Raw genomic sequence first — 25780 nt, forward strand, 5'->3', positions numbered from 1 at the left:
AAGTGCTTCTGAATATCGGCCAAGGCGCCAATACAGGTTGCAATGCAAACTGGGTAGTAACCCACAGGGATTCGCCAGTGGCTACAAGTCTGCGTTATGGCTGGACGTCGCGTTGGCCCGTCGAAAATTGCGAAGGCGCGACACCCAGTTCCCGGCGGAACATGTCGCTGAAGCTGCTCGGCGAATAGCCCAGTTCCCGGGCAATCGTGCTGACCGGTACGCCCTGCATCAACTCCGCCGCAGCAGTCGCCAGTTGCACTTGGCGTCGCCATTCGGCGAAACCCATGCCCAAGCCGTCCTTGAACAGCCGGGCCAGAGTGCGCACGCTGGCACCGGCGTTTTCCGCGTGCTGTTCGAAGGGGATATCCAGCGAGGGTGCGGCCATGACCGCCTGACACAGGTTCATCAGGCGCCGGTCGGAATCATCCGGCAACGGGATTTTCAACAGCGATCGCCTGGCTCGCCTAAGCTCCAACAGCGCCAGGCCGACCAGCGCTTCGTAGTACTCGGGCGTGCCATTGTCGCCCTGCTCCACCAACCCGACGATCAGCTCACGCAGCAACCCGCCGACTTCGATCACCTGAACACGGTCGTCCAGCGTGGCCGCCAACGAGGGCCGCAAGTAGATGTTGCGCATCTGCAGATCCGAGACCACGCGAATGCCATGCGGCACGCCTGGCGGCAGCCACACCGCCCGTTGTGGCGGCACCACCAGCGCCTCATGAGGCGTTTCGACCCACATCACCCCGCTCATCGCGTACAGCAATTGGCCCCAGACATGCTCATGCGGCTCGATATACAAGCCGCGCGGGTACGTGCGTGCCAGCGGTTGCACGGGCACATCGGTATCACTCAGGTCTGGCGGGGCGGCAAGGGCCATGGGCAATGATCATTGGGGTTTTCAGGTCTTGCATGGTAACGGGGCAGCGACCTTGTCGCTACGGGCGGCAACCGTCTGACAATCCAACTGAATTTTCCGTAGCCCAGACGATCCTTGTATTACCACAGGGAGGAATACGGGCTTTATGAACAACGCAAAACTTTTCGTCATTGAATACACCCTTCATGGCGCGCCAAAGTCTTTCATTATCCGCCTGGACAAAATGGACAACGCGGAGGCTTGGCACTGGGCCAGTTGTGATGCAGGGGTCGGACGAATCCCCCGCTTTGGCCGAGAGAAGGTGCAAAAAACCAGCAAGCCGCTGGCGGAGAAATTCGGCATCGAAAATGTGACGTGGCGACCGGCTGGCTGAGGATCACGAGGGGAGGAAACCAGACATAAAAAAGTGGAGCCCGAGTGGCTCCACTTCCTGTTGATGAGCTATTTGGCGTGCGCGCACTTGCAGCCCTTGCTCGCACACTCCTCGCCATGTTCGTGGTGCTTGGCGCACGCTTCACAGCAATAGTGCTTGCCGTGACGCGCTATCGGGTGTTCGCCCAGTTTGCAGGAACATTTGGGGCAGTCGCATTTACTGTCACTGCTGATCATGAGTCTGACTCCATTGATGTGGTCGTCGCGTGCGGCAAATGCGCACCTCAGTCATCAGTGTAGGAGCTACAAAATGGCTCGGGTTACTCGCTTCGCGTGCTGCTGCGATACATGAACAGCAACGCCAGCGCCAGGCACACCATCGCCAGCATCCGGCTGCTCGACAACTCGATTGCCGGGTTACCCAGCCAGCCGAAGTTGTCGATCAACATCCCCATGCCCAACTGCCCGACGATCACGGCCACGGTCGCCACTGCCGTGCCGACCCGCGGCACCGCGCCGACCATGACCATCATGTAGACCACGCCGAACAAGGCGCCGCTGAGCTGCCATTTCGGCACATCCAGCAGGGTCACGGCATGGGCCGGTTCGAAAAACAGGATCAGCAAACCGGTGACCACCGCGCCCACCGCGAAGGTCAGCAGACTGCTGCGCAACACGCCGACGGTTTCCCCCAGGCGTCCGTTGATCGCCGCCTGAATACTCAACACCGCACCGGCGGCCACGACCACGGCCAACAAAATAATCAGATTCATCATCAACCCCGAGCAATCAGAACAAGTGCCGCGACAATCAGCAGCAACGCCAGCCAACGTTCACCGTTGACCTTTTTGCGGGTGGCACCGAACCAGCCGAAGTGGTCGATCAGCACGCTTTTGCCGACCTGCCCGGAGAGGATCGCGATCATCGTCATCGCGATCCCGATGTGCGGCGTGGCCAGGGTGAGCACCACCACGTAGATCGGCCCGAGGAAACCGCCGATCAACTGCCAGCGTGGCAAGGTGTTCAACGCTGGGCCTTGTTGCTTGCCGCTGAACAACAACAGCAAAAACAAAATCGCCGAGCCGACGCCGAAGATGCTCAACGTCGCCCACAAGTGCCCGACCTGCACCCCGAGCGGCCCGAGCAAACCGGCCTCCACGGAAAGGCCCATGCCGGCGAGAATCACCAGTGGCAGCAGCAACAGTCGCAGCCCCGGTTGGGTCGCTGGCGCTGCAGCGATGTCGATTGAAGAAGATTGCATAAGGGAGACCTACCAGTCAGATGAACACGCTCCCACAGGGAGCTGTTGTGGCGCGCATTATCGACTGGCGCTGCTTTGCGATAAATGGGAGCATCCTGACAACACTTTTGCGCATCACGCACAGCAGGATTCATCATGCACGGCCTCAACGAGCTGGGATTCAAGGCACTTCGCCTGTTTGTCGCGGTGCTCGACCATGGCAGTTTTTCCGAAGTCGCCCGCCGCGAGGGCCTGGCGCCCTCTTCGATTTCCCGGCAGATCCAGTTAATGGAACAAGCCCTGAACCAGCAACTGCTCTACCGCCACACGCGCGCCGTCACGCCCACCGAAGCGGGACGCATGCTCGGCCATCACGCGCGGCTGGTGCTGGTGCAACTGGAGGAAGCCGAACAGGCCTTGCAGGAACAGCAAAGCGAACCCAGCGGACTGGTGCGAATCAACGCGCCTGTGGTCTTCGGGCAACGGCATCTGACGCCTTGGCTGGGGCAGTTGTGCGCGCGCTATCCGAATCTGCAGCTGGATATCCAGCAAACCGACAGCTACATCGACCCGTTGCAGGAAGGTGCCGACCTGCTGTTCCGCATCGGCCCATTGCACGATTCGAGCATGCAGGCACGGATCCTGGCGCCCCATCGCTTTCAAGTCGCTGCCAGCCCGGCCTACCTCGAACGCCATGGCACTCCGCAAGCCCCCGAAGAGCTGGCGGGGCATCAGTGCCTGGCCTACAAAGGCGTGGCCGGTCAGCAACGCTGGTTTTTCCGCAAAGAGCAACAGGACTGGACGCCCTACTCGGTGAAAGGGCCGATCACCGGCAACCACGCCGACACGCTCACGCAAGCCGCCGAACAGGGTTTGGGGCTGGTGATGTTTCCGTCGTGGCTGATTGGTGAGGCGGTGCGCAATGGCACGCTAGTGCCGGTGCTGGGGGAATATCAGGTGTCCAACAGCCTTGAGCCGCAGCAGATTGCAGTACTGTGGCCGGGCAGCCGACGGTTGTCGGTGAAGGTCAGGACGGTGATTGATTTTTTTGTGGAATGCTTTGGAACGGTGCCCTACTGGGACCGACCCTGACAACACATAACCCTGTGGGAGCAAGCCCGCTCCCACAGGATCTTTGCTAGCCGGTCAGATTCGGAACTGGCCGACCAGTTTGCCCAGGCGCTGACCGAGGTCGGCGAGGCTGCGTGAGGTCTGGGCGCCGAGTTGGGTTTCGTCGGCGACGTTGTCCACCGCCACGGCGATCTGATGCACGCTGCGGTTGATTTCTTCAGCCACGGCAGTCTGCTCTTCAGCGGCGCTGGCGATTTGCGCGTTCATTGAGTTGATGGTGCCGATCAACTGAGCCATGGTGTCCAGCGATGCACCGGCCTCATTGGCCTGTGCCGAGGTGCCATCGCCCGCCTCGCTGGAACGACGCATCGCTTCCACCGCCGATTGGGTCCCGGCCTGCAAGCGGTCGATCATGCCCTGGATTTCCTGGGTGCTGATCTGCGTGCGACTGGCCAGCGCCCGCACTTCGTCGGCCACCACCGCAAAACCACGACCCGCCTCACCGGCGCGCGCGGCTTCAATGGCGGCGTTCAGTGCCAGCAAATTGGTCTGTTCGGCAATCGAACGAATCACTCCCAGCACGCTAACAATCGACGACACGTCTTTTTGCAGGCTATCAAGGGACACGCCGCTGCTGCGAATGTCGTCCACCAACGCATGAATCTTCACGATGCTGCCGGCTACCACACGCTTGGCGGTCTGGCCTTCTTCGTCGGTTTGCTGAGCAGCCACCGCCGCGTTTTGCGCGCTTTTCGCCACTTCCTGTGCCGCCGCCGACATTTCGTTGATCGCCGTGGCCACCTGATCAGTCTCGTGACGCTGACGCTCCATGGCCTGATCCGAACGCTGGGCCTGATCGGAAACCTGATTCACCAGGCCGGTCAGTTGCGAAGTCATTTCGGTGATCTGGCGCACCAGGCTGTGGATCTTGTCGACGAAGCGGTTGAACGAGCCGGCCAGTTCGCCGAGTTCGTCCTGGCTGGTGATGGTCAGGCGACGAGTCAGGTCGCCCTCGCCCGCCGCGATGTCATCGAGGTTGGCTTTCATCAGGTTCAGCGGACGCAGGATGGTATTGGCCAGCAGCAGTCCGACCGCCGCGATCACCAGCAACATCACCACCGCGAGGCCGGCGATGGTCAGCACCACGCCTTCCATACGCTCTTGCACCTTGGCTTCCACCAGCGCGACTTGCGCCTCGATACCGTCAAGGTTCACCGACGTACCGACCGCCATGTCCCATTTCGACAGGTACTCGGTGTAGCCCAGTTTCGGCACGAGCACTTGGGTGTTGCCGGGCAACGGCGAGCTGTATTGCAGGTAATGCGTGCCGTCTTTGGCGACTTTCACCAGATCGCGGTTGACGTAGACGCCGTTCGGGTCGCGGTTGTCCTTGAAGCTCTGGCCCACGCCATCGGGGCTGTTGGCCTTGAACAGGCGCACGGTGTTGGAGTCGTAACCGAAGAAATAGCCGTCCTTGCCGTAGGTGATGCTCGACAGCAGCTTGATCACCTGCGCCCGCGCCGCGTCATCGCCGGGGGCGGCCGCGTCGTAAAGCGGTTTGATCGTGGTCATGGCCACAGCGACGTAGCTTTGCAGGGTTGCCTTGGCATCGCTGAGCAGGCGCTGACGGGTTTCCTCGACTTCCTTGCGCGCCTGCTCCTGCAGAATGAACAACGTGGTCAGGCTGATGACCAGCGCAAAGAGCAACACCGGGAGGACGGCAAGGGACAGGACTTTAGCCTTCAGGCTCATGCGCATGACGGTTCACTCTTTTGATTTTGTTGGCGTGGTTAAAGGCTTTAACGGCACGCCAACGAAAAACTGTAGGAGCCAGGCTTGCCGGCGAAGGCGATTTTGAAGACGCCTTCGCCGGCAAGCCTGGCTCCTACGAAAGTGAAATCAGAGGACCATCGCGGCGACCCAGCCGAACGCCAGCAGTGGCAGGTTGTAGTGCAGGAAGGTCGGGACCACGGTGTCCCAGATGTGGTGATGCTGGCCATCGATATTCAGACCAGAGGTCGGGCCCAGCGTTGAGTCCGAGGCCGGCGAACCGGCGTCACCCAGGGCGCCGGCCGTGCCGACGATGCACACGATCGCAATCGGGCTGAACCCCAGTTGCACGCACAACGGCACGAAAATCGCCGCCAGGATCGGTACGGTGGAAAACGACGAACCGATGCCCATGGTCACCAGCAGGCCGACCAGCAACATCAACAACGCGCCGACGCCTTTGCTGTGCCCGATCCACGACGCCGACGTCTCAACCAGCGTTTGCACCTCACCGGTGGCTTTCATCACTTCGGCGAAACCCGAGGCGGCGATCATGATGAAGCCGATCATCGCCATCATCTTCATGCCTTCGGTGAACAGGTCGTCGGTGTCGCGCCATTTCACGATGCCCGACACCGAAAAGATCAGGAATCCAGACAGCGCCCCGATGATCATCGAATCCAGCAGCAATTGAATGATGAACGCCGCCGCGATGGCCACACCGGCCACCATGAGGCTCAGCGGGTTGTATTCCACCGCGACTTGCTCGACTTTCTCGATCTTTTCCAGGTCGTAAACGCGTTTCTTGCGGTAGCTGATAAACGCGACCGCAAGACCCACGACCATGCCCAGCGCCGGAATGCCCATGGCATGTGTGACGTTGATGCCGCTGATGTCGACGCCGCTGCGGGCAACATTGGCCAGCAGGATTTCATTCAGGAAGATGTTGCCGAAGCCCACCGGCAGGAACATGTACGGCGTGATCAGGCCGAACGTCATGACGCAGGCGATCAAACGGCGATCCAGTTGCAGCTTGGTCAGCACATATAAAAGCGGCGGCACCAGCAGCGGAATAAAGGCGATATGTATCGGCAGAATGTTCTGCGAAGCGATGGCCACTACCCAGAGCAAGCCGATCAGCAGCCACTTGACCTGACGGCCACCGTTGGCGTGTTGACGATCAACCATCAGCAGGGCTTTGTCCGCCAGGGCATGGGCCAGGCCGGACTTGGCAATCGCTACGGCGAACGCGCCGAGCAAGGCATAGGACAACGCGACCGTCGCGCCGCCGCCGAGGCCGCTGTTAAAGGCTTTAAGGGTGGCGTCGATGCCCAGGCCACCGGTCAATCCGCCGACCAGGGCGCCGACAATCAGCGCGATCACTACGTGCACGCGGGACAGGCTGAGGATCAGCATGACGCCGACCGCGGCAATTACAGCATTAATCATCGTTACCTCAGGGCAAGCGAAATGAGCTCAGCCGGCCGTCTGCGAAGAGCCGCCAGCGGATTGAAGAATGGGTTTTATTAGAGGGCGCGCACTGTGCCGCAGAGTCGGCCCGGTGTCAAAGCGTGTGGGCCTGGCGGATGTGCCACGGGTGGTGATGAACCTTGTGGTGAGGGGATTTATCCCCGTTCGGCTGCGAAGCAGTCGTCAAACCTGACCATTCGGTGTGGTTGAAAGAATGCAGGGGGCCGCTTCGCGCCCCAACGGGGATAAATCCCCTCGCCACAGGCAAGCACCCTCACCACAAAAGGCCGCCGACCAACGGTCGTTTCATCATTCAGGAACTGCCATAAAGAAAGCACGACCGCGGCCGTTACAGTGCAAAGTCTCAGATAAATATCGAATAAGGACGTCTCTCCATGTCGCTCAGACAACTTTCCATCCAATGGAAAATCACCCTGCTGGCCGGGCTGTGCCTGGCCGGCATCGTGACCCTGCTGGTGGGTCTTTCCCTGTATCGCATGGAGCACAGCTCCGAAATGGTGAAAGCCTCGAGCATGGAGATGCTCACCGAAGCCGCTCGGGCCCGGATCGAATCCCAGGGTGAAAACCAGGCGCTGGTGATTCGCCAGCAGTTCATGGACGCCTATCAGTACGGCCACGGTTTTTCGCGTCAGGTGCTGTTCCTGCGCGATCAGGCGGAGAAGCGCTTTCTGGACGCCTTCGACCTGCGTGAAGACCTGACCCGCCAGGTCAAGTCAGCGTTGCAAGCCAACCCGGAATTGCTTGGCCTGTCGCTGGTGTTTGAAGCCAACGCGCTGGACGGCAAGGACGATCTGTTCGCCGGCCAGGCCGAGCTGGGCAGCAACGACAAGGGCCGTTTCGCCCTGTACTGGTCGCAACCGACGCCAGGCAACGTGACGTCGATGGCGCTGCCGGAAAGCGACATGGCCGACACCAAAGCTGGCCCCAGCGGCGAAGCGGCCAACGCGTGGTTCACTTGCCCGCGCACCACGCTCAAGCCGTGCGTGATCGAACCGTATTTCTATGTGATCGACGGCCAGAACGTGCTGATGACCAGCATCGTGTTCCCGCTGATGGTCAACGGCAAAGTCATCGCCTCGCTGTCTGTGGACATTAACCTCAACAGCCTGCAGGCCATGAGTCAGGGCGCGAGCAAAAAACTCTATGACGGCCAGACCAATGTCAGCATCATCAGCCCGGTCGGCTTGCTCGCCGGTTACAGCCCGGACGCCAGCAAACTCAGCCAGCGCCTGGATGCGGTGGATAAGACCAACGGTGCCGAGCTGATTCGCATGCTCGCCACCAGCAGCAAAACCGAAAGCCTGCACAGCAACCAGCAACTGAAAGTGCTGTCCCCTTTCCAGCCGATCCCCGGCGGAAAACCCTGGGGTGTGTTGCTCGACGTGCCGGAAAAAGTCCTGGTCGGCCCTGCCGAAGCCCTGAAAAACCAGCTCGATGACAGCAACCGCAGCGGCACTCTGGTTGAACTCGGCCTCGGTGTACTGGCCGCTCTGATTGGTTTGTTGCTGGTGTGGCTGATGGCGCGCAGCGTGACCAAACCGATCCTCGGCGTGGCGCACATGCTCGAAGACATTGCCAGCGGCGAAGGCGACCTGACCCGGCGCCTGGCTTACGACAAGCAGGATGAACTGGGCCAGTTGGCCAGCTGGTTCAACCGTTTCCTCGACAAGCTGCAACCGATCATCGCCGAAGTGAAACGCTTGGTGCAGGACGCCCGCAGCACCGCGGACCAATCCTCCGCCATCGCCACGCAGACCAGCGCCGGCATGGAGCAGCAATACCGTCAGGTCGATCAAGTCGCCACCGCGTCCCACGAAATGAGCGCCACCGCCCAGGACGTCGCCCGCAGTGCCGCGCAAGCCGCCCAGGCGGCAAAGGATGCCGATCAAGCGACTCGCCGAGGCCTGACCGTCATCGACCAGACCACCACCAGCATCGACAACCTCGCCGCCGACATGAGCGCGGCCATGGTGCAAGTCGAAGGCCTGGCGGCCAACAGCGAGAAAATCGGTTCGGTGCTGGAAGTGATTCGCGCCATCGCCGAGCAGACCAACCTGCTGGCGCTCAACGCCGCGATCGAAGCGGCCCGTGCCGGTGAGGCCGGCCGTGGGTTTGCGGTGGTGGCCGATGAGGTACGCAATCTGGCGCGACGCACGCAGGAGTCGGTTGAAGAAACCCGTCTGGTGATCGAGCAGTTGCAAAGTGGCACGCAGGATGTGGTCGGCTCGATGAACAACAGCCATCGCCAGGCGCAAGGCAGTGTCGAGCAAGTGGGCCAGGCAGTGACGGCGCTGCGTCAGATTGGCGAGGCGGTGACGGTGATCAGCGACATGAACCTGCAGATCGCGTCTGCGGCCGAAGAGCAGAGCGCGGTGGCCGAGGAGATCAACAGCAACGTGGCGACGATTCGCGATGTGACGGAGTCGCTGTCAGGGCAGGCGAACGAGTCGGCGCGGGTGAGTCAGTCGCTCAATAGCCTGGCGAATCAACAGCAGAGTTTGATGGATCAGTTCCGGGTCTGAACTTAGTGGGGCGTCATATGAAAACACCCCTCACCCCAGCCCTCTCCCCAAAGGGGAGAGGGGGAAAGGGAGCCGATCTCCATTGGCTTCCAAACCTGAGCTCGTCTTTATTTCCTCGGTCGCAGAATATCTAAAAAACAACTCGGTGAGTCCCCTCTACCCCCTGGGGAGAGGGTTAGGGTGAGGGGTGGATTTCAAGTTCTAGCGCTTAGGCAACTCAATCACCACACGCAACCCACCCCACTCGCTCTCCTCCAACCTCATCACCCCGCCCCACGTGTCGACGATATCGCGCACAATCCCCAGCCCCAACCCATGCCCATCCGTCTGTTCATCCAGCCGTGTTCCCCGGTTCAGCACCTGATCGCGTTGTGCCTCAGGAATCCCCGGCCCGTCATCTTCCACACTTAGCTCAAACCCCTCAGCCGTCTCGACCACGCTCAACCGCACCTCGGCATCCGCCCATTTGCAGGCGTTATCCAAGAGATTTCCCAGCAATTCGAGCAGATCCTCGCGATCCCATGGCAATTGCAAACCGGTCGGTGCGCGGTAGCTCAGGTTCAAGTGTTCGCCGTGAATCATGTTCAACGTCGCCAACAACCCCGGCAGTTCCCCATCGCAATCAAACAACGCCCCCGGCAGCGCATCGCCGGACAACCGGGCGCGGTTGAGTTCGCGATTGAGTCGCTGCTGGACCTGTTCCAGTTGCGTCTTGAGGAGCTTGCGCAGTTCGGGATGAGCGTTGAGTTTTTCGCTGGAAGCCACGCTCAACAAAACCGCCAACGGCGTTTTCAGCGCATGCCCAAGGTTGCCCAGGGCATTGCGCGAACGCTTGAGGCTGTCTTCAGTGTGCGCGAGCAAATGGTTGATCTGCGCCACCAGCGGCTCCAGTTCCACCGGCACCTGATCATCGAGTTGCGAGCGCTGGCCCTGCTGCAACTGGGCGATCTGTTCACGGGCCTTTTCCAGTGGACGCAAGGCGCGGCGCACGGTGATGCGTTGCAGCAGCAGAATCAGCAGCAGCCCCGCCAACCCGAGGCCCAGACCGATCTGCTGCATGCGCCGGAAGCTCTCGCGCACCGGCGTGTAGTCCTGCGCCACGCTGATCGAAATCGATTGCCCGAGCCGTCGATAATCCGAACGCAGCACCAGCAATTGCTGGCCCTCCGGACCCAGTTGCAGGTTGCTGTGCAGGCCGGGATGGTCGAGTGGCGGCAGTTCCTGATCCCACAACGAGCGGGAGCGCCAATGCTTGTCGGCAAAATCGATACGGAAGTAGTGCCCGGAAAACGGTCGTTGATAGGCTGGCGACAGGTGCCGCTCATCCAGTTGCAACCCCGCCGGCCCGCGCACCAGCGCCACCAGCAGGTTTTCACTGTCGTTGCGCAAACCGTCTTCGAGGTAGCGCTGCAGCCCCTTTTCGAACAACCACAAGCTGGTTTGCGCCAGCACCAGGCCGACGACCACCATCACGCTGATCAGCCCCAGACTCAAGCGGCGCTGAATCGATCTCACTGGGCTTGTCCGCCGAACAGGTAACCCTGGCCGCGACGGGTTTCGATCACGCTGCGCCCGAGCTTGCGCCTCAGGTGGTTGACGTGAACTTCGAGCACGTTGGAATCGCGCTCGGTTTCACCGTCGTAGAGGTGTTCGGCGAGGTGGCTTTTGGAAAGGATCTGCTCGGGGTGCAGCATGAAATAGCGCAGCAGGCGGAATTCCGCAGCGGTCAGCTGGATGTCGGCGCCGTCGCGGGTCACGCACTGACGGCCTTCATCCAGGTGCAATCCGGCGGCTTTGAGCGTCGGCTGGTTGGCCTGGCCGTGGGAGCGACGCAATAACGCCTGGACCCGCAGGTGCAGCTCCTCGGGGTGGAACGGCTTGGTCAGGTAATCGTCGGCGCCGGCCTTGAGGCCTTCGATCCGCTCGGCCCAGGAACCGCGCGCCGTGAGGATCAGCACCGGCGTTGCCAGACCTCCGGCCCGCCATTGCGCCAGCACCTCGAGCCCCGGCAACCCCGGCAGGCCGAGGTCGAGGATGATCAGGTCATAGGGCTCGCTGCTGCCCTGATACACCGCGTCGCGGCCATCGGCCAGCCAGTCCACGGCGTAACCCTGCCGGTTGAGGCCGGCCATCAATTCGTCGGCCAGCGGCACGTGGTCTTCCACCAGAAGCAAACGCATCGATCAATCTTCCTTGTCTTTCAATAACTGGCCAGTGGTGGCGTCGAGGTCCAGCTCACGGACCACCCCTTCGGCGGTCAGCAGCTCGACTTCATAAATGTAGACGTCGTGTTTTTCTTCAAGCTCGGCTTCCAGCAGTTTCGAGCCGGAGTAGCGGTCGAGCGCCTGCTTCAACAGTTGCTCCAGCGGCAGGATCACGCCTTGCTGGCGCAAGCGCAGGGCTTCGTCCTGGTCGAGGTCGCGGGCCATGACGACTGAGCAGAACGCCAGCAGTACCAGCGCCATGCGTGAAAATGAACACACCTTCATTACGTATCCTGATGATCCTTGAGAATCTGCCCGCTGACAGCGTCTAATTCCAGATCCCACTCAATGCCTTGTGGGTCGCGCAGCTCAACCTGGTAAATGTACTTGCCGTACTCTTCTTCCAGCTCGGTTTCGGTGATCTTGGCACCGGGATGTTTGGCCAGAGCGGTGGCGTTGAGCTTCTCGAAAGACACAATGGTACCAGCGTCGCGCAGCCGCAGGGCTTCATCGGGGCCCAAGTCACGAGCATGGACGAGGCTGGCGGTCAGGGTGAGGATGGACGCGGTGAACAGGGCAGTCAGGGTTTTCATGGGTGTCTCCGTATTTTTTATGTATTGCCTACGGGGTGCACCATAACGAGGCGAACTTAACTGAAACTGAATTGCCATCATTGGAAGTGGCACCTCGATATCGCAGAGCTGCACAAAATCTGTGGGAGTGAGCTTTGGTGGCGAGGGGATTTATCCCCGTTCGGCTGCGAAGCAGTCGTAAATTATGTGCTGTCGCCTAAATTTTTGGGGTCGCTTCGCGACCCAACGGGGATAAATCCCCTCGCCACAGGTCACTCCCACAGTGGATTTGTGGTGATGCCTGAGCTGTTTATAATCCCCCGCTTGCCAGACATCGAGACCGGTATGACCGCCATCCACATCAAGTTCCCTTCCCTGACTCTCAAGGCCGGCCCGCGTGCCTTGGCGCGTATCCGTGAAAACGGTTTGAGCGCCGCCGATGTCGGTACGCTGCCGGGTGCCGCCGGTGGGCCGAAAGCCTTGGGGATTCAAGGTCTGGACCTGGCGTTGTTCGGCGAATGGCTGCCGACAGCTCCGCGGGAGCGTTCGTTGATTGGTGCGTCGGTCGGTTCCTGGCGTTTTGCCAGCGCCTGTCTGCCGGACGCCGCCGAAGGCATCCGGCGCCTCGGTCACCTCTACACCGAGCAGAACTTCGACAAGGGCGTGACCATGGCGCAGATCAGCCAGAGCTCCCGGCGCATGCTCGATGAACTGCTCGACGGTCGCGATGCGTCGATTCTGGACAACGCCCATTACCGCCTGAACATCATGGTGGTCAAAAGCCACGGCTTGCTCGCGGATGATCATCGCGGACGCCTCGGTTTGGGCCTGTCGTCGGTGATCGCTGACAACCTGCGCGGTCGCGCGCGCCTGTCGCGGCACTTCGAACGGCTGATCATCCACGACCCGCGCCTGGCGCCGCCGGTCAATGCACTGAATGATTTCCCGTCGCGCTTCGTTGCGCTGAATGCCGGCAATCTGCGTCAGGCCCTGCTCGCCTCGGGCTCGATCCCGATGGTGATGGAAGGAGTGCGCGATCTGCCCGGCGCAGGCGCGGGGACGTTTCGCGATGGCGGTCTGCTGGACTATCACCTCGACCTGCCCTACAGCGGCAACGACATTGTGCTGTATCCGCACTTCACCGACCGGGTCATTCCCGGCTGGTTCGACAAGACCCTGCCGTGGCGCCGGGCCTGCCCTGAACGGTTGCAGGATGTTCTGCTGCTGGCGCCGTCGAAGGACTACCTGGCGCGCCTGCCCTACGGCAAGCTGCCGGACCGCAACGACTTCAAACGCTTCATGGGCGATGCCCCGAGCCGGCAGAAATACTGGCGTACGACGATGGATGAAAGCCGTCGCCTGGGTGACGAGTTCCTCGAACTGGCCGCCAATGGTCGCCTCGGCGAGCGCTTGCTGACCCTTTAGTCAGTGTTTTGCCCGACGCTCTGGTAAACTCGCCGCCTGCCCACATCGCCGCGGCGATCGCCACCTGACAGAGCTGAAATCACTGTGGAAATCTTCAAAGAGTTTACGTTCGAATCCGCCCACCGCCTGCCTCACGTACCGGAAGGCCACAAGTGCGGCCGCCTGCACGGTCACTCGTTCAAAGTGGCGATCCACTTGAGCGGCGACCTCGATCCGCACACCGGCTGGATCCGCGATTTCTCGGAAATCAAGGCGATCTTCAAGCCGCTGTACGAACGCCTGGACCACAACTACCTGAACGACATCCCCGGCCTGGAAAACCCGACCAGCGAAGTGCTGGCCAAGTTCATCTGGAAAGAGCTGAAGCCGCTGCTGCCGGAACTCAGCGCAATCCGCATTCACGAGACGTGCACCAGTGGCTGCATCTATCACGGCGAATAAGCCGTTCTAAAAGACAACACAACCCCCTGTGTGGGAGCCTTTGTGGTGAGGGGATTTATCCCCGTTGGGCTGCGAAGCGGCCCCCTGCATTCCGACAGTCACACCGAATTGTCAGGTTTTACGACTGCTTCGCAGCCGAACGGGGATAAATCCCCTCGCCACAAAAGCCCGCTCCCACAGGGGGAATGCGTTTCGTCAGTGATACAAAAAACAGCCTTCATCGGCTGTTTTTTTATGCCTATGCTTTTTGGCTCGAACACGCCAAGAGGACATCCCCATGAGGACTGACTGGCCGCTGGCTCAGACCTATCGCTTCAACGGGCATTCCGTTCGTTACGCCGTCCGTGGCGACGGCCCGCCGCTGGTGTTTGTGCACGGCACGCCCTTTTCGTCTTACGTGTGGCACCGCATTGCTCCGCACTTCATCACCACCCACCGGGTGCATTACTTCGACCTGCTGGGTTACGGGCAATCCGAGAAAATCACCGGCGATGTGTCGCTGGGTGTGCAGAACGACCTGTTGGCGAACTTGCTCGACCATTGGGGACTGGAGCGCCCGGACGTGGTGGCCCACGACTTCGGCGGCGCCACCGCGCTGCGCGCGCACCTGCTGAACGGCAAGGATTATCGCAGCCTGACCCTGATCGATCCGGTGGCGCTGACACCGTGGGGTTCGCCGTTCGTACAGCACGTGCGCCAGCATGAAGCGGCGTTCAGCGGGCTGCCCGATTACATTCAGCGGGCGATTGTGCCGGCGTATATTCGCGGGGCGATCAAGCGCGACATCCCCGATGAAGAACTCGACCCCTATGTGCAACCGTGGCTGGGCGATCCCGGGCAAGCAGCGTTCTATCGGCAAATTGCGCAGATGGACGAGCGCTATACCCGTGAGGCCGAAGGGCTGTACCCGATGGTGCGTTGCCCGGTGCAGATTCTGTGGGGCGAGGATGATCAGTGGATTCCCATCGAGCGTGGACGGGCGCTGCATCAGATGATGGCCGGGTCGCAGTTTTATCCCGTCCCGAATGCCGGGCATCTGGTTCAGGAGGATGCGCCGGAAGCCATCGTCGCGGCGTTGCTGAAGTTTTTGCCCCTGATCCAATCTCCCTGAACAAACCGGATCCCTTGTGGGGCGACCTGTGGCGAGGGGATTTATCCCCGTTGGACTGCGCAGCAGTCCCAGAGCTTTTGGGGCCGCTGCGCGACCCAACGGGGCGGTGCGACGTTTCGATAAACCCCCTCGCCACAGATCGCTCCCACATGGGCAGGGTGTTCTTTCAGGTGCACCGCTTTTGTGCCCTCTCCCGCGTCAATCCCGCCGGCTCGGCTATACATAACTAAGCCATCCCCGTTTGGCACGACCACTGCAACCCCTCCCGCGTCTTCCCATTCAGCAAGGAACGCCACATGACGCAAAAAGATCCGGGCAACGATTACCCCCTCAGCGAAGTGCCGATGCATGCCCGCAAGGGCCTCGCCTCCACCGCCATGGTGCTGCTGGGCTTTACCTTCTTCACCGCCACCATGTTCGCCGGCGGCAAGCTTGGCGTGGCGTTCAGTTTTGGCGAGATGATGGCGGTGATCATCGTCGGCAATCTGCTGTTGGGAATCTACGCCGCAGGCCTGGGTTACATCGCCTTCAAGAGCGGTTTGAACTCGGTGCTGATGGGGCGTTTTTGTTTCGGTGAAGTGGGTAGCAAGCTCAGCGACTTGATCCTCGGCTTCACCCAGATCGGCTGGTACGCCTGGGGCACGGCCACGGCTGCGGTGGTGCTGGGCAAGTATTTCGAACTGAACGAAGGCACCGTGCTGGGCCTGATGGTGTTGTTCGGCCTGGCGTTTTGCGCCACCGCGTATGTCGGTTATCGCGGGCTGGAAATCCTCTCCTACATCGCGGTGCCGGCGATGATGTTGCTGCTGATGCTGTCGATGTGGGTCGCCACGGTGAAGGTCGGCGGAATCGATGGGTTGCTCGCGGTGGTCCCGACGGGAACGCTGGATTGGTCGACCGCGATCACCCTGGTGTTCGGCACCTTCGTCAGCGGCGCCACCCAGGCGACCAACTGGACGCGCTTCTCCCGCTCCGCTCGGGTCGCGGTGCTGGCGAGCTTGATCGGCTTCTTTATCGGCAACGGCCTGATGGTATTGATCGGTGCCTACGGGGCCATCGTCTACCAACAACCGGACGTGGTCGAAGTGCTGCTGTTGCAAGGGTTCGCCATGGCCGCGATGGCCATGTTGCTGCTCAACATCTGGAGCACCCAGGACAACACCATCTACAACTTCGCCGTCGCCGGCTGCAACCTATTGCGCACCGGTCGTCGCAAAACCGTGACCCTGGCCGGCGCAGTGATCGGCACTTTGCTCGCGCTGCTGGGCATGTACGACATGCTGGTGCCGTACCTGATTCTGCTGGGCACGGTGATTCCGCCGATAGGCGGCGTGATCATGGCGGATTTCTTCTACCGCTATCGTGGTCAATATCCTCGTCTGGCCGATGCTCGATTGCCGGCGTTCAACTGGCCCGGTTTGACCGCCTATGCCGTGGGCACTGTCGCCGCGTTCAGCTCACCCTGGATCGCGCCACTGGTAGGGATTGCCGCTGCCGCGCTAACGTATGTGCTACTGACCAGCGCACTGGGTGCCCGTGCTGCTGAAGCGCCATTACAAGATTTATAAAAGGATTCGCCTGATGCACATCATCAACGCCCGCCTGCGCAACCAAGAAGGCCTGCATGAGTTGCACCTGGAAAACGGCCTGATCCGCTCCATCGCCCGTCAGACCGAAGCCCCGACCCTCGGCCCCGACGACCTCGACGCCGGCGGCAATCTGGTGGTGCCCCCCTTCGTCGAGCCGCACATTCACCTCGACGCCACCCTCACCGCCGGCGAGCCGCGCTGGAACATGAGCGGCACGCTGTTCGAAGGCATCGAGTGCTGGGGTGAACGCAAGGTGACCATCACCGAGGAAGACACCAAGACCCGCGCGAAGAAAACCATCCAGACCCTCGCCGCCCACGGCATCCAGCATGTGCGCACCCACGTCGACGTCACCGACCCGCAACTGACCGCGCTCAAGGCGATGCTCGAAGTGCGCGAGGAAAGCCGTCACCTGATCGACATGCAAATCGTCGCGTTCCCGCAGGAAGGCATCGAGTCCTACCGCAACGGTCGGGAGTTGATGGAAGAAGCGATTTCCATGGGCGCCGATGTGGTCGGCGGTATTCCGCATTTCGAGTACACCCGCGATCAAGGCGTCAGCTCGGTGAAGTACCTGATGGACCTGGCCGAGCGCACCGGCTGCCTGGTGGACGTGCATTGCGACGAGACCGACGACCCGCATTCACGCTTTCTTGAAGTGCTGGCCGAAGAAGCCCGCAGTCGTGACATGGGTTCGCGGGTAACGGCCAGCCACACCACGGCGATGGGGTCCTACGACAACGCTTACTGCGCCAAACTCTTCCGCCTGCTCGGGCATTCGGGGATCAGTTTCGTCTCCTGCCCGACCGAAAGCATCCACCTGCAAGGGCGCTTCGACACCTTCCCAAAACGCCGCGGCGTGACTCGGGTGAATGAGTTGCTGGAAGCGGGGATGAACGTGTGTTTCGGCCAGGACTCGATCGTTGACCCGTGGTATCCGCTGGGTAACGGCAACATTCTGCGGGTGCTGGAAGCGGGGCTGCATATTTGCCACATGCTGGGTTACCGCAACCTGCAAAGTGCCCTGGACCTGGTCACCGATAACAGCGCCAAGGCCATGAACCTCGGCGACCGTTATGGGCTGGAGGCCGGACGGCCGGCGAATTTGCTGATTCTGTCGGCGGACAGCGATTACGAGGTGATTCGCAGTCAGGGCTTGCCGTTGTATTCGGTGCGCGATGGCAAGGTGTTGATGAAGCGGACGATGCCGGTGGTGGAATGGACGGATCAGCTCTGAGTTTTCGCTGATTGGGCGGGCCCCTTCGCGAGCAAGCCCGCTCCCACAGGTTTTGTGATCGGCTCACCCCTCCTGTGGGAGCGAGCCTGCTCGCGATAGCTATCTAACAATCAACCCATCAACCGAGCCGTGCCGAACAGCCTGACCCGACTCAATTCCCCCCTCGACTCCTCCAACAAAATCGGCGCCGTGCCGCCCGGCATGACGACTTTCACTTCCCCCGCCGCCACCCAGCCCACCCGCCAAGCCGCACACGCCACCGCACTGGCGCTGGTGCCCGAGGACGCCGTCGGCCCTTCCCCTCGCTCAAACACCCGCGCCACCACGCGCCCCTCGGACTCAAGCATCGCCCATTGCAAATTCACCCCCGCCGGACACGGCAGCCCTGCTCCGGTCGGCGCGGCGTAGGCGATACGCAACAAGCCTTGCGCCAAGGGCGGCTCACGCATCTGCTCATTGCTCGGCAACGCGTCGGCATTCGTCAGCAGCGTCACGCAATGGGGATTGCCGATGCGCACAAATTGGCTGCGGTTCCACACCGGGTCAAGCGCCGATAACGGCGGCACATGACTGACTTCGCGTTCATTCAGCACCACGCCTTCAACCTCGCGCGCACCCACGGCTTGCGGCCCGAACGAAGGTTTTCCCAGATCCAGCCAGAACCCTTGCACACCGTCGACTTCAGCGGGTTTCACCGTGGTTTCCTCCGGTGAAACCGCATCGCGCTTATCGTGATGAACCCGCAGCAGGCACGCCTGCTCGTTCGGCATCCATCCTTGCTCGCTGAGCGCCTGGGAAAAAATCGTCAGCCCATTGCCACTGCGCTCGGCCAGGGTGCCGTCGGTATTGACGATCAACAGATCAAACGGCGGCGACGATTGAAACGGCCCCACCAACAGCCCGTCGCAGCGATGGTCTTTGCTGCCGGGCGGTCGGGTACCGGGTGCCCATTTGCAGAACGACTCGATGGCCGCCAACGCCCAGTGCTCGCGGATTTGCGCAGCGTGGCTGGCCTGGTTCGGCAAATCGATACCGCTACCGCGCACCTCGTCGGGTGTCACCACCGCGTAGATATTGCCTCGAGCATCGTAGAACGGCGTCATGGATCGGTCCTGAAATCAGCCTGAAAAAGAGCCTGTACTGTAGGCGTCAACTGGCGGCGATGAAATACCGCCCCGGCGTCACGCCAAGCGCGCGGTGGAACAGTTATAAACCCATCGCCGCTTATTGCGAACAAGTCTGCAGACCTGTCAGTTATGACAGCAGACATGCCTTCACCGGCGGGTCACAGTGAAGCTCCTGATTCGCGTTCGGAGGACGGTCATGAAACGGACTTCCCTGCTGCCCCTGCTGGTTACCCTGGTGTTGGGCGCAGTGGTCATCGCCGATCCAACAGTCGCCTTTCGCAATGGCACAGGTGAAGCCGCGCCAAACCCCATGGCCGAAATTAATCACGATGAACCCCTGTTCCTCAGAGGCAGGAACGACATGCCTCACCAATGTGCCTCCTGCGATAAAGGCCGCGCCGTTCCTTATAGCGAAGTCGATCGGGTGTTCGAAACCTTCAATGCCCAATTCATGAATGTGCAGGACCGTTAAGACGAAGGCCTGAGCTTCGGGGCGCTGGATAATCCTTCAGGGTCACGGCACGCGGCCTGAATCGCACAATGAAAATGTTGCAGTGCCGGCTCATTTTTACCGAATGTCAGATGTTTCTGGGCTTGGGACAGGTAGCCTTTCTGTAGCTGTCTGGCTATTCGAAAGTCTTCGTAATCGACGGTCTCCATCAGCAACGTCATGTTTTTGTCCCAATAGGCTTTCTCTTTTGCCGACGCAGGTGCCGTAGGGACATGCAGCGACACGTCGATCAGGCATTGATCGACGCGCTCTGCGCCTGCGGGAAATACCCGCCACACTTCCAGATGATCGCCCTGCCAGACCAGCAGCGTATTGGGGAACAGCACGTAGATAATGGCCGAATGCCGGAGCAGATCCCATTGTTCTTGGGGTTGATCGAACAGTTCGACAATGGAGCGACGCGGCATGATCAGCCGCAAGTGCGGTCCGCAACCTTCGAAATGACTGATGCCCGGTATAAAGATCGGTAGCACCGTTTGCCGATGCAGGGTGGAAAAGTGCCAGTTCTCCAGGAACGTATCGATCACGACCTTCCAGTTGAAGCGCCTTCGTAATCGTCGCGTTTCGTAGTGCGAGTAATGCTCAAAGCCGAAATCACGGATCTCATTGGCCAACGGGCCGAGTATTTCAGCTTGATTGATCTGCCCACCCGGGGCCGGGTGCACCCAAATCAACCCCTGTTGTTCCACAACACTCAGACGCGTCAGGTTGCGCTCGGTACAACTCAAACCGTCAAAACTCCCGGGCGGATTCAGCCGTTGCAACCGCCCATCCAGACCATAGGCCCAGCCGTGATACGAACACGTCATTGCACCCGCGACGTTTCCCGCCCCGTCCAGCAGCCGCGCACCGCGATGCCGGCAAACATTGATAAACGCGTTCAACGAACCTTCGTTGTTGCGCACGACCAGAACCGGCACACCGCTTGAATCGTCGGTCAGATAGTCACCGGGGCAAGCGAGTTGAGCGCCAAGGCCCATCATCAACGGTCGCGAGTCGAACAGGTGCCGTTGCTCCCGTTGCAGTTGATCAAGACTGGTGTATGACTCGACCGGGTTCAGGTAGATGTCTTCAGCCATGCTGGTCTGGCGCTGCTCGATCATTGTCAGCAACGACTTCAAGAGTAAAACCTGAGTGGGATGGTCCATATCGCCTCCTATCTGCCCTGAGTGCAAAGTCGTCGACGACTCCTGAACGACAGCCTTCGTTCTATTCGAAAAAAATGGCACTGTAAACTGTCAGAACTAACAGGTAGCCCCTGTATACCGGTCGGAGGAGAGCCGCACGTGCGCTCGCGGCACAGGGTCACCCTGTGCAACGATGGAGCCCTGCCTGACTGCGAATCCTCGTGGACGTGATGATCGAACCCTAAGCGGTCGATCACTGTCCTTTGGAGACGCGACGTTTTTTGCCAAGGATTGATATGACCAGCCTCAATGCCCAAACCACCTTTGTTCCCGGACACCTGGAGCAGATGTCCACCCGCATCGCCTTTTTCATCGCCGGTCTTGGCATCGCCGCCTGGGCGCCGCTGGTGCCGTATGCCAAGGCACGGGCCGGGCTCGACGAAGGGACGCTCGGGTTGTTGCTGTTATGCCTGGGGGTGGGCTCGATTCTGGCGATGCCGATGGCGGGCCTCTTGTCCACGCGTTTCGGCTGCCGTCGGGTTGCGACCGGGGGAACGTTGTTGATCTGCGTGGCGTTGCCGTTACTGGCGACGGTATCTTCGGTGCCGGCATTGATCGCCACGCTGTTCCTGTTCGGTGCGGGCCTGGGCACGGTGGATTCGACGGTGAACCTGCAAGCGGTGATCGTCGAACGCGCCAGTGGCAAGAACATGATGTCGGGGTTTCACGGGATGTTCAGCCTCGGCGGAATTGTCGGCGCGGCGGGTGTCAGCGCTCTGCTCGGCCTGGGACTGTCGCCGCTGGGGGCGATGGCGGTGGTGATTGTCGTGCTGGTGCTGGCCTTGCTTAAAGCGGCGCCGCACCTGTTGCCTTACGGCAGCGAAAGCTCGGGACCTGCGTTTGCCGTGCCCCATGGCATCGTGCTGTTTATCGGCGGCATGTGTTTCATCGTGTTCCTGGCCGAGGGCGCGGCGCTCGACTGGAGCGCGGTGTTCCTGGTGCAGGAACGCGGGATCGACACGGCATACGCGGGGCTGGGCTACGCGGCGTTTGCCCTGACCATGACCGCCGGGCGGCTGACCGGCGACAGGATTGTCCGGCATCTGGGCGCGACGCGGGTGATGGTGTTCGGTGGCCTGATGGCGGCGGCGGGACTGGCACTGGCGACATTTGCACCGGCCTGGGAGGCGGCGCTGGTCGGTTATGCGTTATTGGGTGCGGGTTGCTCGAACATCGTGCCGGTGCTGTACACCGCGGTCGGAAAACAGACAGTCATGCCTGAGCACATTGCGGTGCCGGCCATTACCACGTTGGGCTACGCGGGGATTCTCGCGGGCCCGGCGGTGATCGGGTTTATCGCCCATGGCAGCAGTTTGAGTTTTGCGTTTGGGTTGATGGCGGTGTTGCTGGTGGCGGTGGCCATTGGCGGCAAGGTGTTGAAAGTCTGATAAAGCTATCGCCAGCAGGCTGGCTCCCACAGGGGATCTTCAGTGAACACAAATTGTGTGTTTAGCAGAGATCAATGTGAGAGCCAGCCTGCTGGCGATGGGGTCAACTCGGTCTATCAGAACCCGACGCTGGCCTGCACAAAGAACGTGCGCGGCGCGCCGACGTACATCCCCGAGTTGTTGTCGCTGGAGCGGGTGAAGTACTGCTTGTCGAAGATGTTTTTCACACCGGCGCCGACTTTCAGGTTCGACAGCTGCGAACCAAAGTCATAACCGCCGCGCACGTTCCAGGTCACGTAGCCCGGGATATCGCCGTACTGACCATCAGCGGAGCCTTCGGTGATGTAGTTGTTGGTGAAGCTGCCATCGGCGTTCACCGCAACGCCCGGTGAGCGCTGCTTGGACTGGGCAAACGCATCGAGGTTGTAGGTCCAGCGGTTGATGTCGTAGCGCAGTCCGGCGGTCGCCACCTGGCGCGAGTAGAACGGCAGGTCACGGCCCTTGAAGCCTGGAATATCACCTTCATACACCGCGCGGGTGTAGGTGAAGCCTGCATTGGCGGTCAGGCCGTCGAGCCGTGGGTCGAGTGCCGCCATGTTGTAGTGCACCGACGCCTCGATACCCCGGTGCGTGGTCGCACCGAGGTTGGTCCAGCCCGCGTCGTTGCTGATGTATTGCAGCTCTTTATCGAAGTCGATGTAGAACGCCGTCAACTCGCCGCCCCACACTTCATTGTTGTAGCGCGTGCCGACCTCATAGGTCTTGGCCTTTTCCGGCTCCAGGCCATTGGCGGGTTCGTCCCCCGTCCCGCCCTGACCCAGCTGGAAATACTGCAGGCTGCCGAACGAGGTTTCGTAGTTGGCGAACAGCTTCCACTCTTCCGACAGGTGATACATCACGCTCAAGGCCGGCAGCGGCTCGTTGCTTTCGATGCTGCGGTTCTTCTCCGGTACACGCCTGCCGGCGGTGTCGAGCACGGCGCGGTCGTGCCAGTCGGTGCTGATGTGTTCGAAGCGAATGCCGGGGGTGATGGTCCAGTTGCCGACGTCGATTTTGTTGTCGACGTACACCGAGTTGGCTTCAGTGCCGCCGGTGCGATCCTGGTACACATGGCCGTCCGAACCGGGACGAATCACCGGCTCGTTGTTGACTAGCGCCAGGCGGCTGGCCTGCTCGTGCATCGCTTCCTTGAGGTAGCGATAACCGACACTGACTTCCTGGGTGGTCGGACCGACGTCAAACACACGGGACACCCGCGGTTCAATGCCGATGGTGTAGTAGGTGCGCGGGAACGAGCCCAGGGTTTTCTGATCGCGAGCGGCGATGTTGCTGCCACGGAAGCTGTCGGTGTAGTAAGTCAGCACTTCGGCCTGGGTGCGGTCGTCGAGCTGCCGCGTCCACTTGAACGAGACATCCTTGCGGCGTCCGCTGAAGTTGTCATTGTTGCGGTCGGACTGAAACGGATTGGCGTCGTACTGCGCCTGGGTCAGGCCGCCGGGCATGTCGGCGCTGGCGTCGTAGTAGTGAAAATTGAGGCTGAAATCGTCGACATCGGTCGGCGCCCAGTGGGTCTTGAGCATCACGTCGTCGATGTCATTGCCGTTGTTGCGCTCGCGGTAACCGTTGCCGTTCACGCCGGAATACAACAGCGCCATGCCGATGCCGTTGTCGGCGGTGCCGCCGAGAAACGCCGTGTCGATGTGCTTCCAGCCACCGTGCTGGGAAGTTTCCAGGGTGGTGCCGATTTCACCGGTGGCTTTCTCCGGGATCGCGCGGGTGACGAAGTTGATCACGCCACCGACGTTCTGCGGTCCATAACGCACGGAACCGGCGCCGCGCACCACGTCGATGCTGTCGAGGTTGCCGGAGGAAATCGGCGCCATGGACAGTTGCGGCTGGCCGTACGGCGCGAAGGCTGCCGGTATACCGTCGATCAGCACCGTGGAGCGCGGCGAGAGGCGCGAGGTCAGGCCGCGCACGCCGACGTTCAGGGAAATGTCGCTGCCGCCGGTGCCGTTGGCTTCCTGCACTTGCACGCCGGGCACGCGTTTCAACACGTCGCCGACATTCATGGCGCCCTGCTCGACCATCGCTTCGCGGCGGATCACCGTACGTGCGCCGGGATGGTTCTGCACCACCGCTGCGTCGGCATCGCCGAGCCAGTCGCCGACCACTTTGATGTCGGTCACGCCCAGTTCGATCGGGCCGGCCGCAGCGGAAGTCGGCGCCGGCTTCAGGGTCACCGAGCCTTCATCGATCTGGTATTGCAGGCCGCTGCCTTGCAGCAATTGGCGCAAGGCCTGTTCCGGAGAGAGGTCGCCGTCGACGGCGGGTGCCTGTTTGCCGGCCACCAGTTCAGGACTGAAGAAAACCTGCAGCGACGTTTGCTGACCCAGCTCACTCAAGGCCTGGCCCAACGGCTGCGCCGCAATATGGATGCCGTCGGCGGAGAACGCCTGGGGTAGCGCGGCACTGACGGCCAGGGCGAGCGCGAGCCGCAACCAAGGTGAATTGTTGTTTTTAGCGGTGGTTTTCTTCACGTCGAACATTGTCCTGTAGATCGCAAGAGTGTGCGGCTGTTAATGCAAACCAGTTGCAGTTGGACAAGAAGACGAAGAACTCAAAAAAAACCTGAATCTATTTTGAAATTATTTCCTGACTGCCGTCGTCGAGGTTTCGTACGGCCACCGGCAAAATGCTCGGCAAGGCCTTGAGCAGCGCGTCGGTGTTGTCGGATTTGAACACGCTGGTCAGGCGCAGATTGCCCACTTTGTCGTTGCCTACCGTCAGTGGCTTCTCGCGGTAACGCGAGACTTCTGCGGCGACCTCGGCAAGGCTGGCGTTGTTGAACACCAGTTTGCCGCTGCGCCACGCGGTCAGTTCTGCCGGATTGACCGCGTAAGCGGCAGCCACCACGCCTTGGGCATCGACGCGAGTGCCGAGGCCGGCGGTGAGACTGATGACATCCGGTCCCTGACCCTGGACCTTGACCGTGCCCTGCTCCACCGCCACACGGGTTTCGGTGAGGTCGCGGCGCACATCAAAGCGCGTGCCGGTGACCGTCACCTTGCCGCTGCCCGCCTCGACCACAAACGGCCGGTTGCTGTCGTGCTCGACGCTGAACATGGCTTCGCCTTCAGTCAGCTCGATGCCGCGACGGTCCTTTTCATAGCGCACCTGAACGCGGCTGCGGCTATTCAGGTCGATCACCGAGCCGTCGGGCAACGCCACATGACGGCGCTCGCCCAAAGCCGTGGAATATTCGGCGGTGTAGGTCGCCGGGTGATTCAAACCGCTGAACAGCCCCAAGCCGAGCGCCACGGCCAACACACTGGCCGCCACCGCGTAACGCACCAGCGGCTGACGTTTACGCCGGGCCGGCGGGGTTTCGCACAGGGCTTGCAGACGCTTGGCGGGCAGCAGATCGGCGGCCGACCACAGGCCCTGGAGCACTTGGAACTCATCACGATGCTGAGGATGTTCAGCCAGCCAGGCTTCGAAACGGCGGTACTCCTCGACATCCACGGCCGGTTCCTGCAAACGCACAAACCACCGCGCCGCGTCGTCGCGAACCGTTGTTTGCCCGCACGCACAATCACGAGTATCCATCATGGAAGTTCCTGTTTGGCTGGGGGTGAGAAG

24 protein-coding genes and 1 pseudogene are annotated in these 25780 nt (G+C 61.1%); 11 read left to right on the forward strand and 14 right to left on the reverse strand.

The window, feature by feature from the left end; all coding sequences use genetic code 11:
• Positions 1 to 94 precede the first annotated feature (94 nt).
• Positions 95 to 880 (reverse strand): AraC family transcriptional regulator, encoded by a 786-nt coding sequence (locus ACA053_RS19215; protein WP_497393408.1) that lies wholly within the window; start codon positions 878 to 880, stop codon positions 95 to 97.
• A 145-nt stretch (positions 881 to 1025) separates the two neighbouring features.
• On the opposite strand from ACA053_RS19215, the gene ACA053_RS19220 reads away from it, so the two are divergent.
• Positions 1026 to 1253: a DUF6555 family protein gene (locus ACA053_RS19220; RefSeq protein ID WP_010458578.1), complete on the forward strand. Its 228-nt coding sequence runs from the start codon at positions 1026 to 1028 to the stop codon at positions 1251 to 1253.
• A gap of 68 nt (positions 1254 to 1321) precedes the next feature.
• On the opposite strand, the gene ACA053_RS19225 is transcribed toward ACA053_RS19220, so the two are convergent.
• The 3 genes from ACA053_RS19225 to ACA053_RS19235 form a co-directional block, all read right to left on the reverse strand.
• Entirely contained in the window at positions 1322 to 1489 is a 168-nt protein-coding gene (locus ACA053_RS19225) for a metallothionein (protein WP_109633268.1), read from the reverse strand.
• An 83-nt stretch (positions 1490 to 1572) separates the two neighbouring features.
• Positions 1573 to 2028: a DMT family transporter gene (locus ACA053_RS19230; protein ID WP_109633270.1), complete on the reverse strand. Its 456-nt coding sequence runs from the start codon at positions 2026 to 2028 to the stop codon at positions 1573 to 1575.
• Complete coding sequence (locus ACA053_RS19235) at positions 2028 to 2513, reverse strand: DMT family transporter (protein WP_109633272.1); 486 nt, start codon at positions 2511 to 2513, stop codon at positions 2028 to 2030. The genes ACA053_RS19230 and ACA053_RS19235 overlap by 1 nt, the downstream gene beginning before the upstream one ends.
• Positions 2514 to 2648: 135 nt before the next feature.
• Between ACA053_RS19235 and ACA053_RS19240 the strand changes: the two genes are divergently transcribed.
• Complete coding sequence (locus ACA053_RS19240; protein ID WP_497312555.1) at positions 2649 to 3584, forward strand: LysR family transcriptional regulator; 936 nt, start codon at positions 2649 to 2651, stop codon at positions 3582 to 3584.
• A 54-nt stretch (positions 3585 to 3638) separates the two neighbouring features.
• On the opposite strand, the gene ctpM is transcribed toward ACA053_RS19240, so the two are convergent.
• Positions 3639 to 5321, reverse strand: coding sequence for a methyl-accepting chemotaxis protein CtpM (gene ctpM / locus ACA053_RS19245; protein WP_497312557.1), 1683 nt, complete (start codon positions 5319 to 5321; stop codon positions 3639 to 3641).
• Between the two features lie 141 nt (positions 5322 to 5462).
• On the reverse strand, positions 5463 to 6779 hold the full coding sequence (locus ACA053_RS19250) for a Na+/H+ antiporter family protein (protein ID WP_497396206.1): 1317 nt from the start codon (positions 6777 to 6779) through the stop codon (positions 5463 to 5465).
• 1562 nt (positions 6780 to 8341) lie between these two features.
• Between ACA053_RS19250 and ACA053_RS19255 the strand changes: the two are divergent.
• Both ACA053_RS19255 and ACA053_RS19260 read left to right on the forward strand, forming a co-directional pair.
• Positions 8342 to 8488: pseudogene (locus ACA053_RS19255) on the forward strand (HAMP domain-containing protein); the annotation flags it as partial.
• A gap of 102 nt (positions 8489 to 8590) precedes the next feature.
• Positions 8591 to 9346, forward strand: coding sequence for a methyl-accepting chemotaxis protein (locus ACA053_RS19260; RefSeq protein WP_371922087.1), 756 nt, complete (start codon positions 8591 to 8593; stop codon positions 9344 to 9346).
• A 201-nt stretch (positions 9347 to 9547) separates the two neighbouring features.
• Here ACA053_RS19260 and ACA053_RS19265 read toward each other — a convergent pair whose 3' ends face one another.
• The 4 genes from ACA053_RS19265 to ACA053_RS19280 are packed head-to-tail and all read right to left on the reverse strand — an operon-like array spanning position 9548 to position 12143.
• Complete coding sequence (locus ACA053_RS19265; protein WP_497312559.1) at positions 9548 to 10861, reverse strand: sensor histidine kinase; 1314 nt, start codon at positions 10859 to 10861, stop codon at positions 9548 to 9550.
• A complete protein-coding gene (locus ACA053_RS19270) occupies positions 10858 to 11526 on the reverse strand; it encodes a response regulator transcription factor (RefSeq protein WP_109633283.1) in 669 nt (222 codons plus the stop codon). Before ACA053_RS19270 ends, ACA053_RS19265 begins: the two co-directional genes overlap by 4 nt.
• 3 nt (positions 11527 to 11529) lie before the next feature.
• Positions 11530 to 11835, reverse strand: coding sequence for a PepSY domain-containing protein (locus ACA053_RS19275; RefSeq protein ID WP_497393409.1), 306 nt, complete (start codon positions 11833 to 11835; stop codon positions 11530 to 11532).
• Positions 11835 to 12143: a PepSY domain-containing protein gene (locus ACA053_RS19280; protein WP_109633287.1), complete on the reverse strand. Its 309-nt coding sequence runs from the start codon at positions 12141 to 12143 to the stop codon at positions 11835 to 11837. Before ACA053_RS19280 ends, ACA053_RS19275 begins: the two co-directional genes overlap by 1 nt.
• 324 nt (positions 12144 to 12467) lie before the next feature.
• Between ACA053_RS19280 and ACA053_RS19285 the strand changes: the two genes are divergently transcribed.
• From ACA053_RS19285 to codA, 5 genes are all read left to right on the forward strand, one after another.
• Positions 12468 to 13547: a hypothetical protein gene (locus ACA053_RS19285; RefSeq protein WP_109633289.1), complete on the forward strand. Its 1080-nt coding sequence runs from the start codon at positions 12468 to 12470 to the stop codon at positions 13545 to 13547.
• An 84-nt stretch (positions 13548 to 13631) separates the two neighbouring features.
• A complete protein-coding gene (gene queD, locus ACA053_RS19290; RefSeq protein ID WP_008152165.1) occupies positions 13632 to 13988 on the forward strand; it encodes a 6-carboxytetrahydropterin synthase QueD in 357 nt (118 codons plus the stop codon).
• 277 nt (positions 13989 to 14265) lie between these two features.
• A complete protein-coding gene (locus ACA053_RS19295; protein ID WP_497393410.1) occupies positions 14266 to 15099 on the forward strand; it encodes an alpha/beta fold hydrolase in 834 nt (277 codons plus the stop codon).
• 296 nt (positions 15100 to 15395) lie between these two features.
• On the forward strand, positions 15396 to 16667 hold the full coding sequence (gene codB / locus ACA053_RS19300; RefSeq protein ID WP_497393411.1) for a cytosine permease: 1272 nt from the start codon (positions 15396 to 15398) through the stop codon (positions 16665 to 16667).
• Between the two features lie 13 nt (positions 16668 to 16680).
• Entirely contained in the window at positions 16681 to 17925 is a 1245-nt protein-coding gene (gene codA / locus ACA053_RS19305; RefSeq protein ID WP_497393413.1) for a cytosine deaminase, read from the forward strand.
• Between the two features lie 110 nt (positions 17926 to 18035).
• On the opposite strand, the gene ACA053_RS19310 is transcribed toward codA, so the two are convergent.
• A complete protein-coding gene (locus ACA053_RS19310; RefSeq protein WP_497393414.1) occupies positions 18036 to 19028 on the reverse strand; it encodes a diaminopimelate epimerase in 993 nt (330 codons plus the stop codon).
• Positions 19029 to 19248: 220 nt separating this feature from the next.
• Between ACA053_RS19310 and ACA053_RS19315 the strand changes: the two genes are divergently transcribed.
• The gene (locus ACA053_RS19315; protein WP_497393415.1) at positions 19249 to 19524 is read left to right on the forward strand and encodes a hypothetical protein; all 276 of its coding nucleotides are present in this window, start codon (positions 19249 to 19251) and stop codon (positions 19522 to 19524) included.
• Here ACA053_RS19315 and ACA053_RS19320 read toward each other — a convergent pair.
• Entirely contained in the window at positions 19521 to 20711 is a 1191-nt protein-coding gene (locus ACA053_RS19320) for an aromatic ring-hydroxylating oxygenase subunit alpha (protein ID WP_497393416.1), read from the reverse strand. The two genes, ACA053_RS19315 and ACA053_RS19320, sit on opposite strands and share 4 nt — an antisense overlap.
• Positions 20712 to 20986: 275 nt before the next feature.
• Here ACA053_RS19320 and ACA053_RS19325 point away from each other — a divergent pair, with 275 nt between their 5' ends.
• Positions 20987 to 22138 (forward strand): MFS transporter, encoded by a 1152-nt coding sequence (locus tag ACA053_RS19325; RefSeq protein WP_497393417.1) that lies wholly within the window; start codon positions 20987 to 20989, stop codon positions 22136 to 22138.
• Between the two features lie 116 nt (positions 22139 to 22254).
• Here ACA053_RS19325 and ACA053_RS19330 read toward each other — a convergent pair whose 3' ends face one another.
• Complete coding sequence (locus ACA053_RS19330; RefSeq protein WP_497393419.1) at positions 22255 to 24678, reverse strand: TonB-dependent siderophore receptor; 2424 nt, start codon at positions 24676 to 24678, stop codon at positions 22255 to 22257.
• A gap of 97 nt (positions 24679 to 24775) precedes the next feature.
• Positions 24776 to 25750 (reverse strand): FecR family protein, encoded by a 975-nt coding sequence (locus ACA053_RS19335; RefSeq protein ID WP_497393420.1) that lies wholly within the window; start codon positions 25748 to 25750, stop codon positions 24776 to 24778.
• Positions 25751 to 25780 lie beyond the last annotated feature (30 nt).

It is taken from the genome of Pseudomonas sp. LBUM1672 (assembly GCF_059695655.1).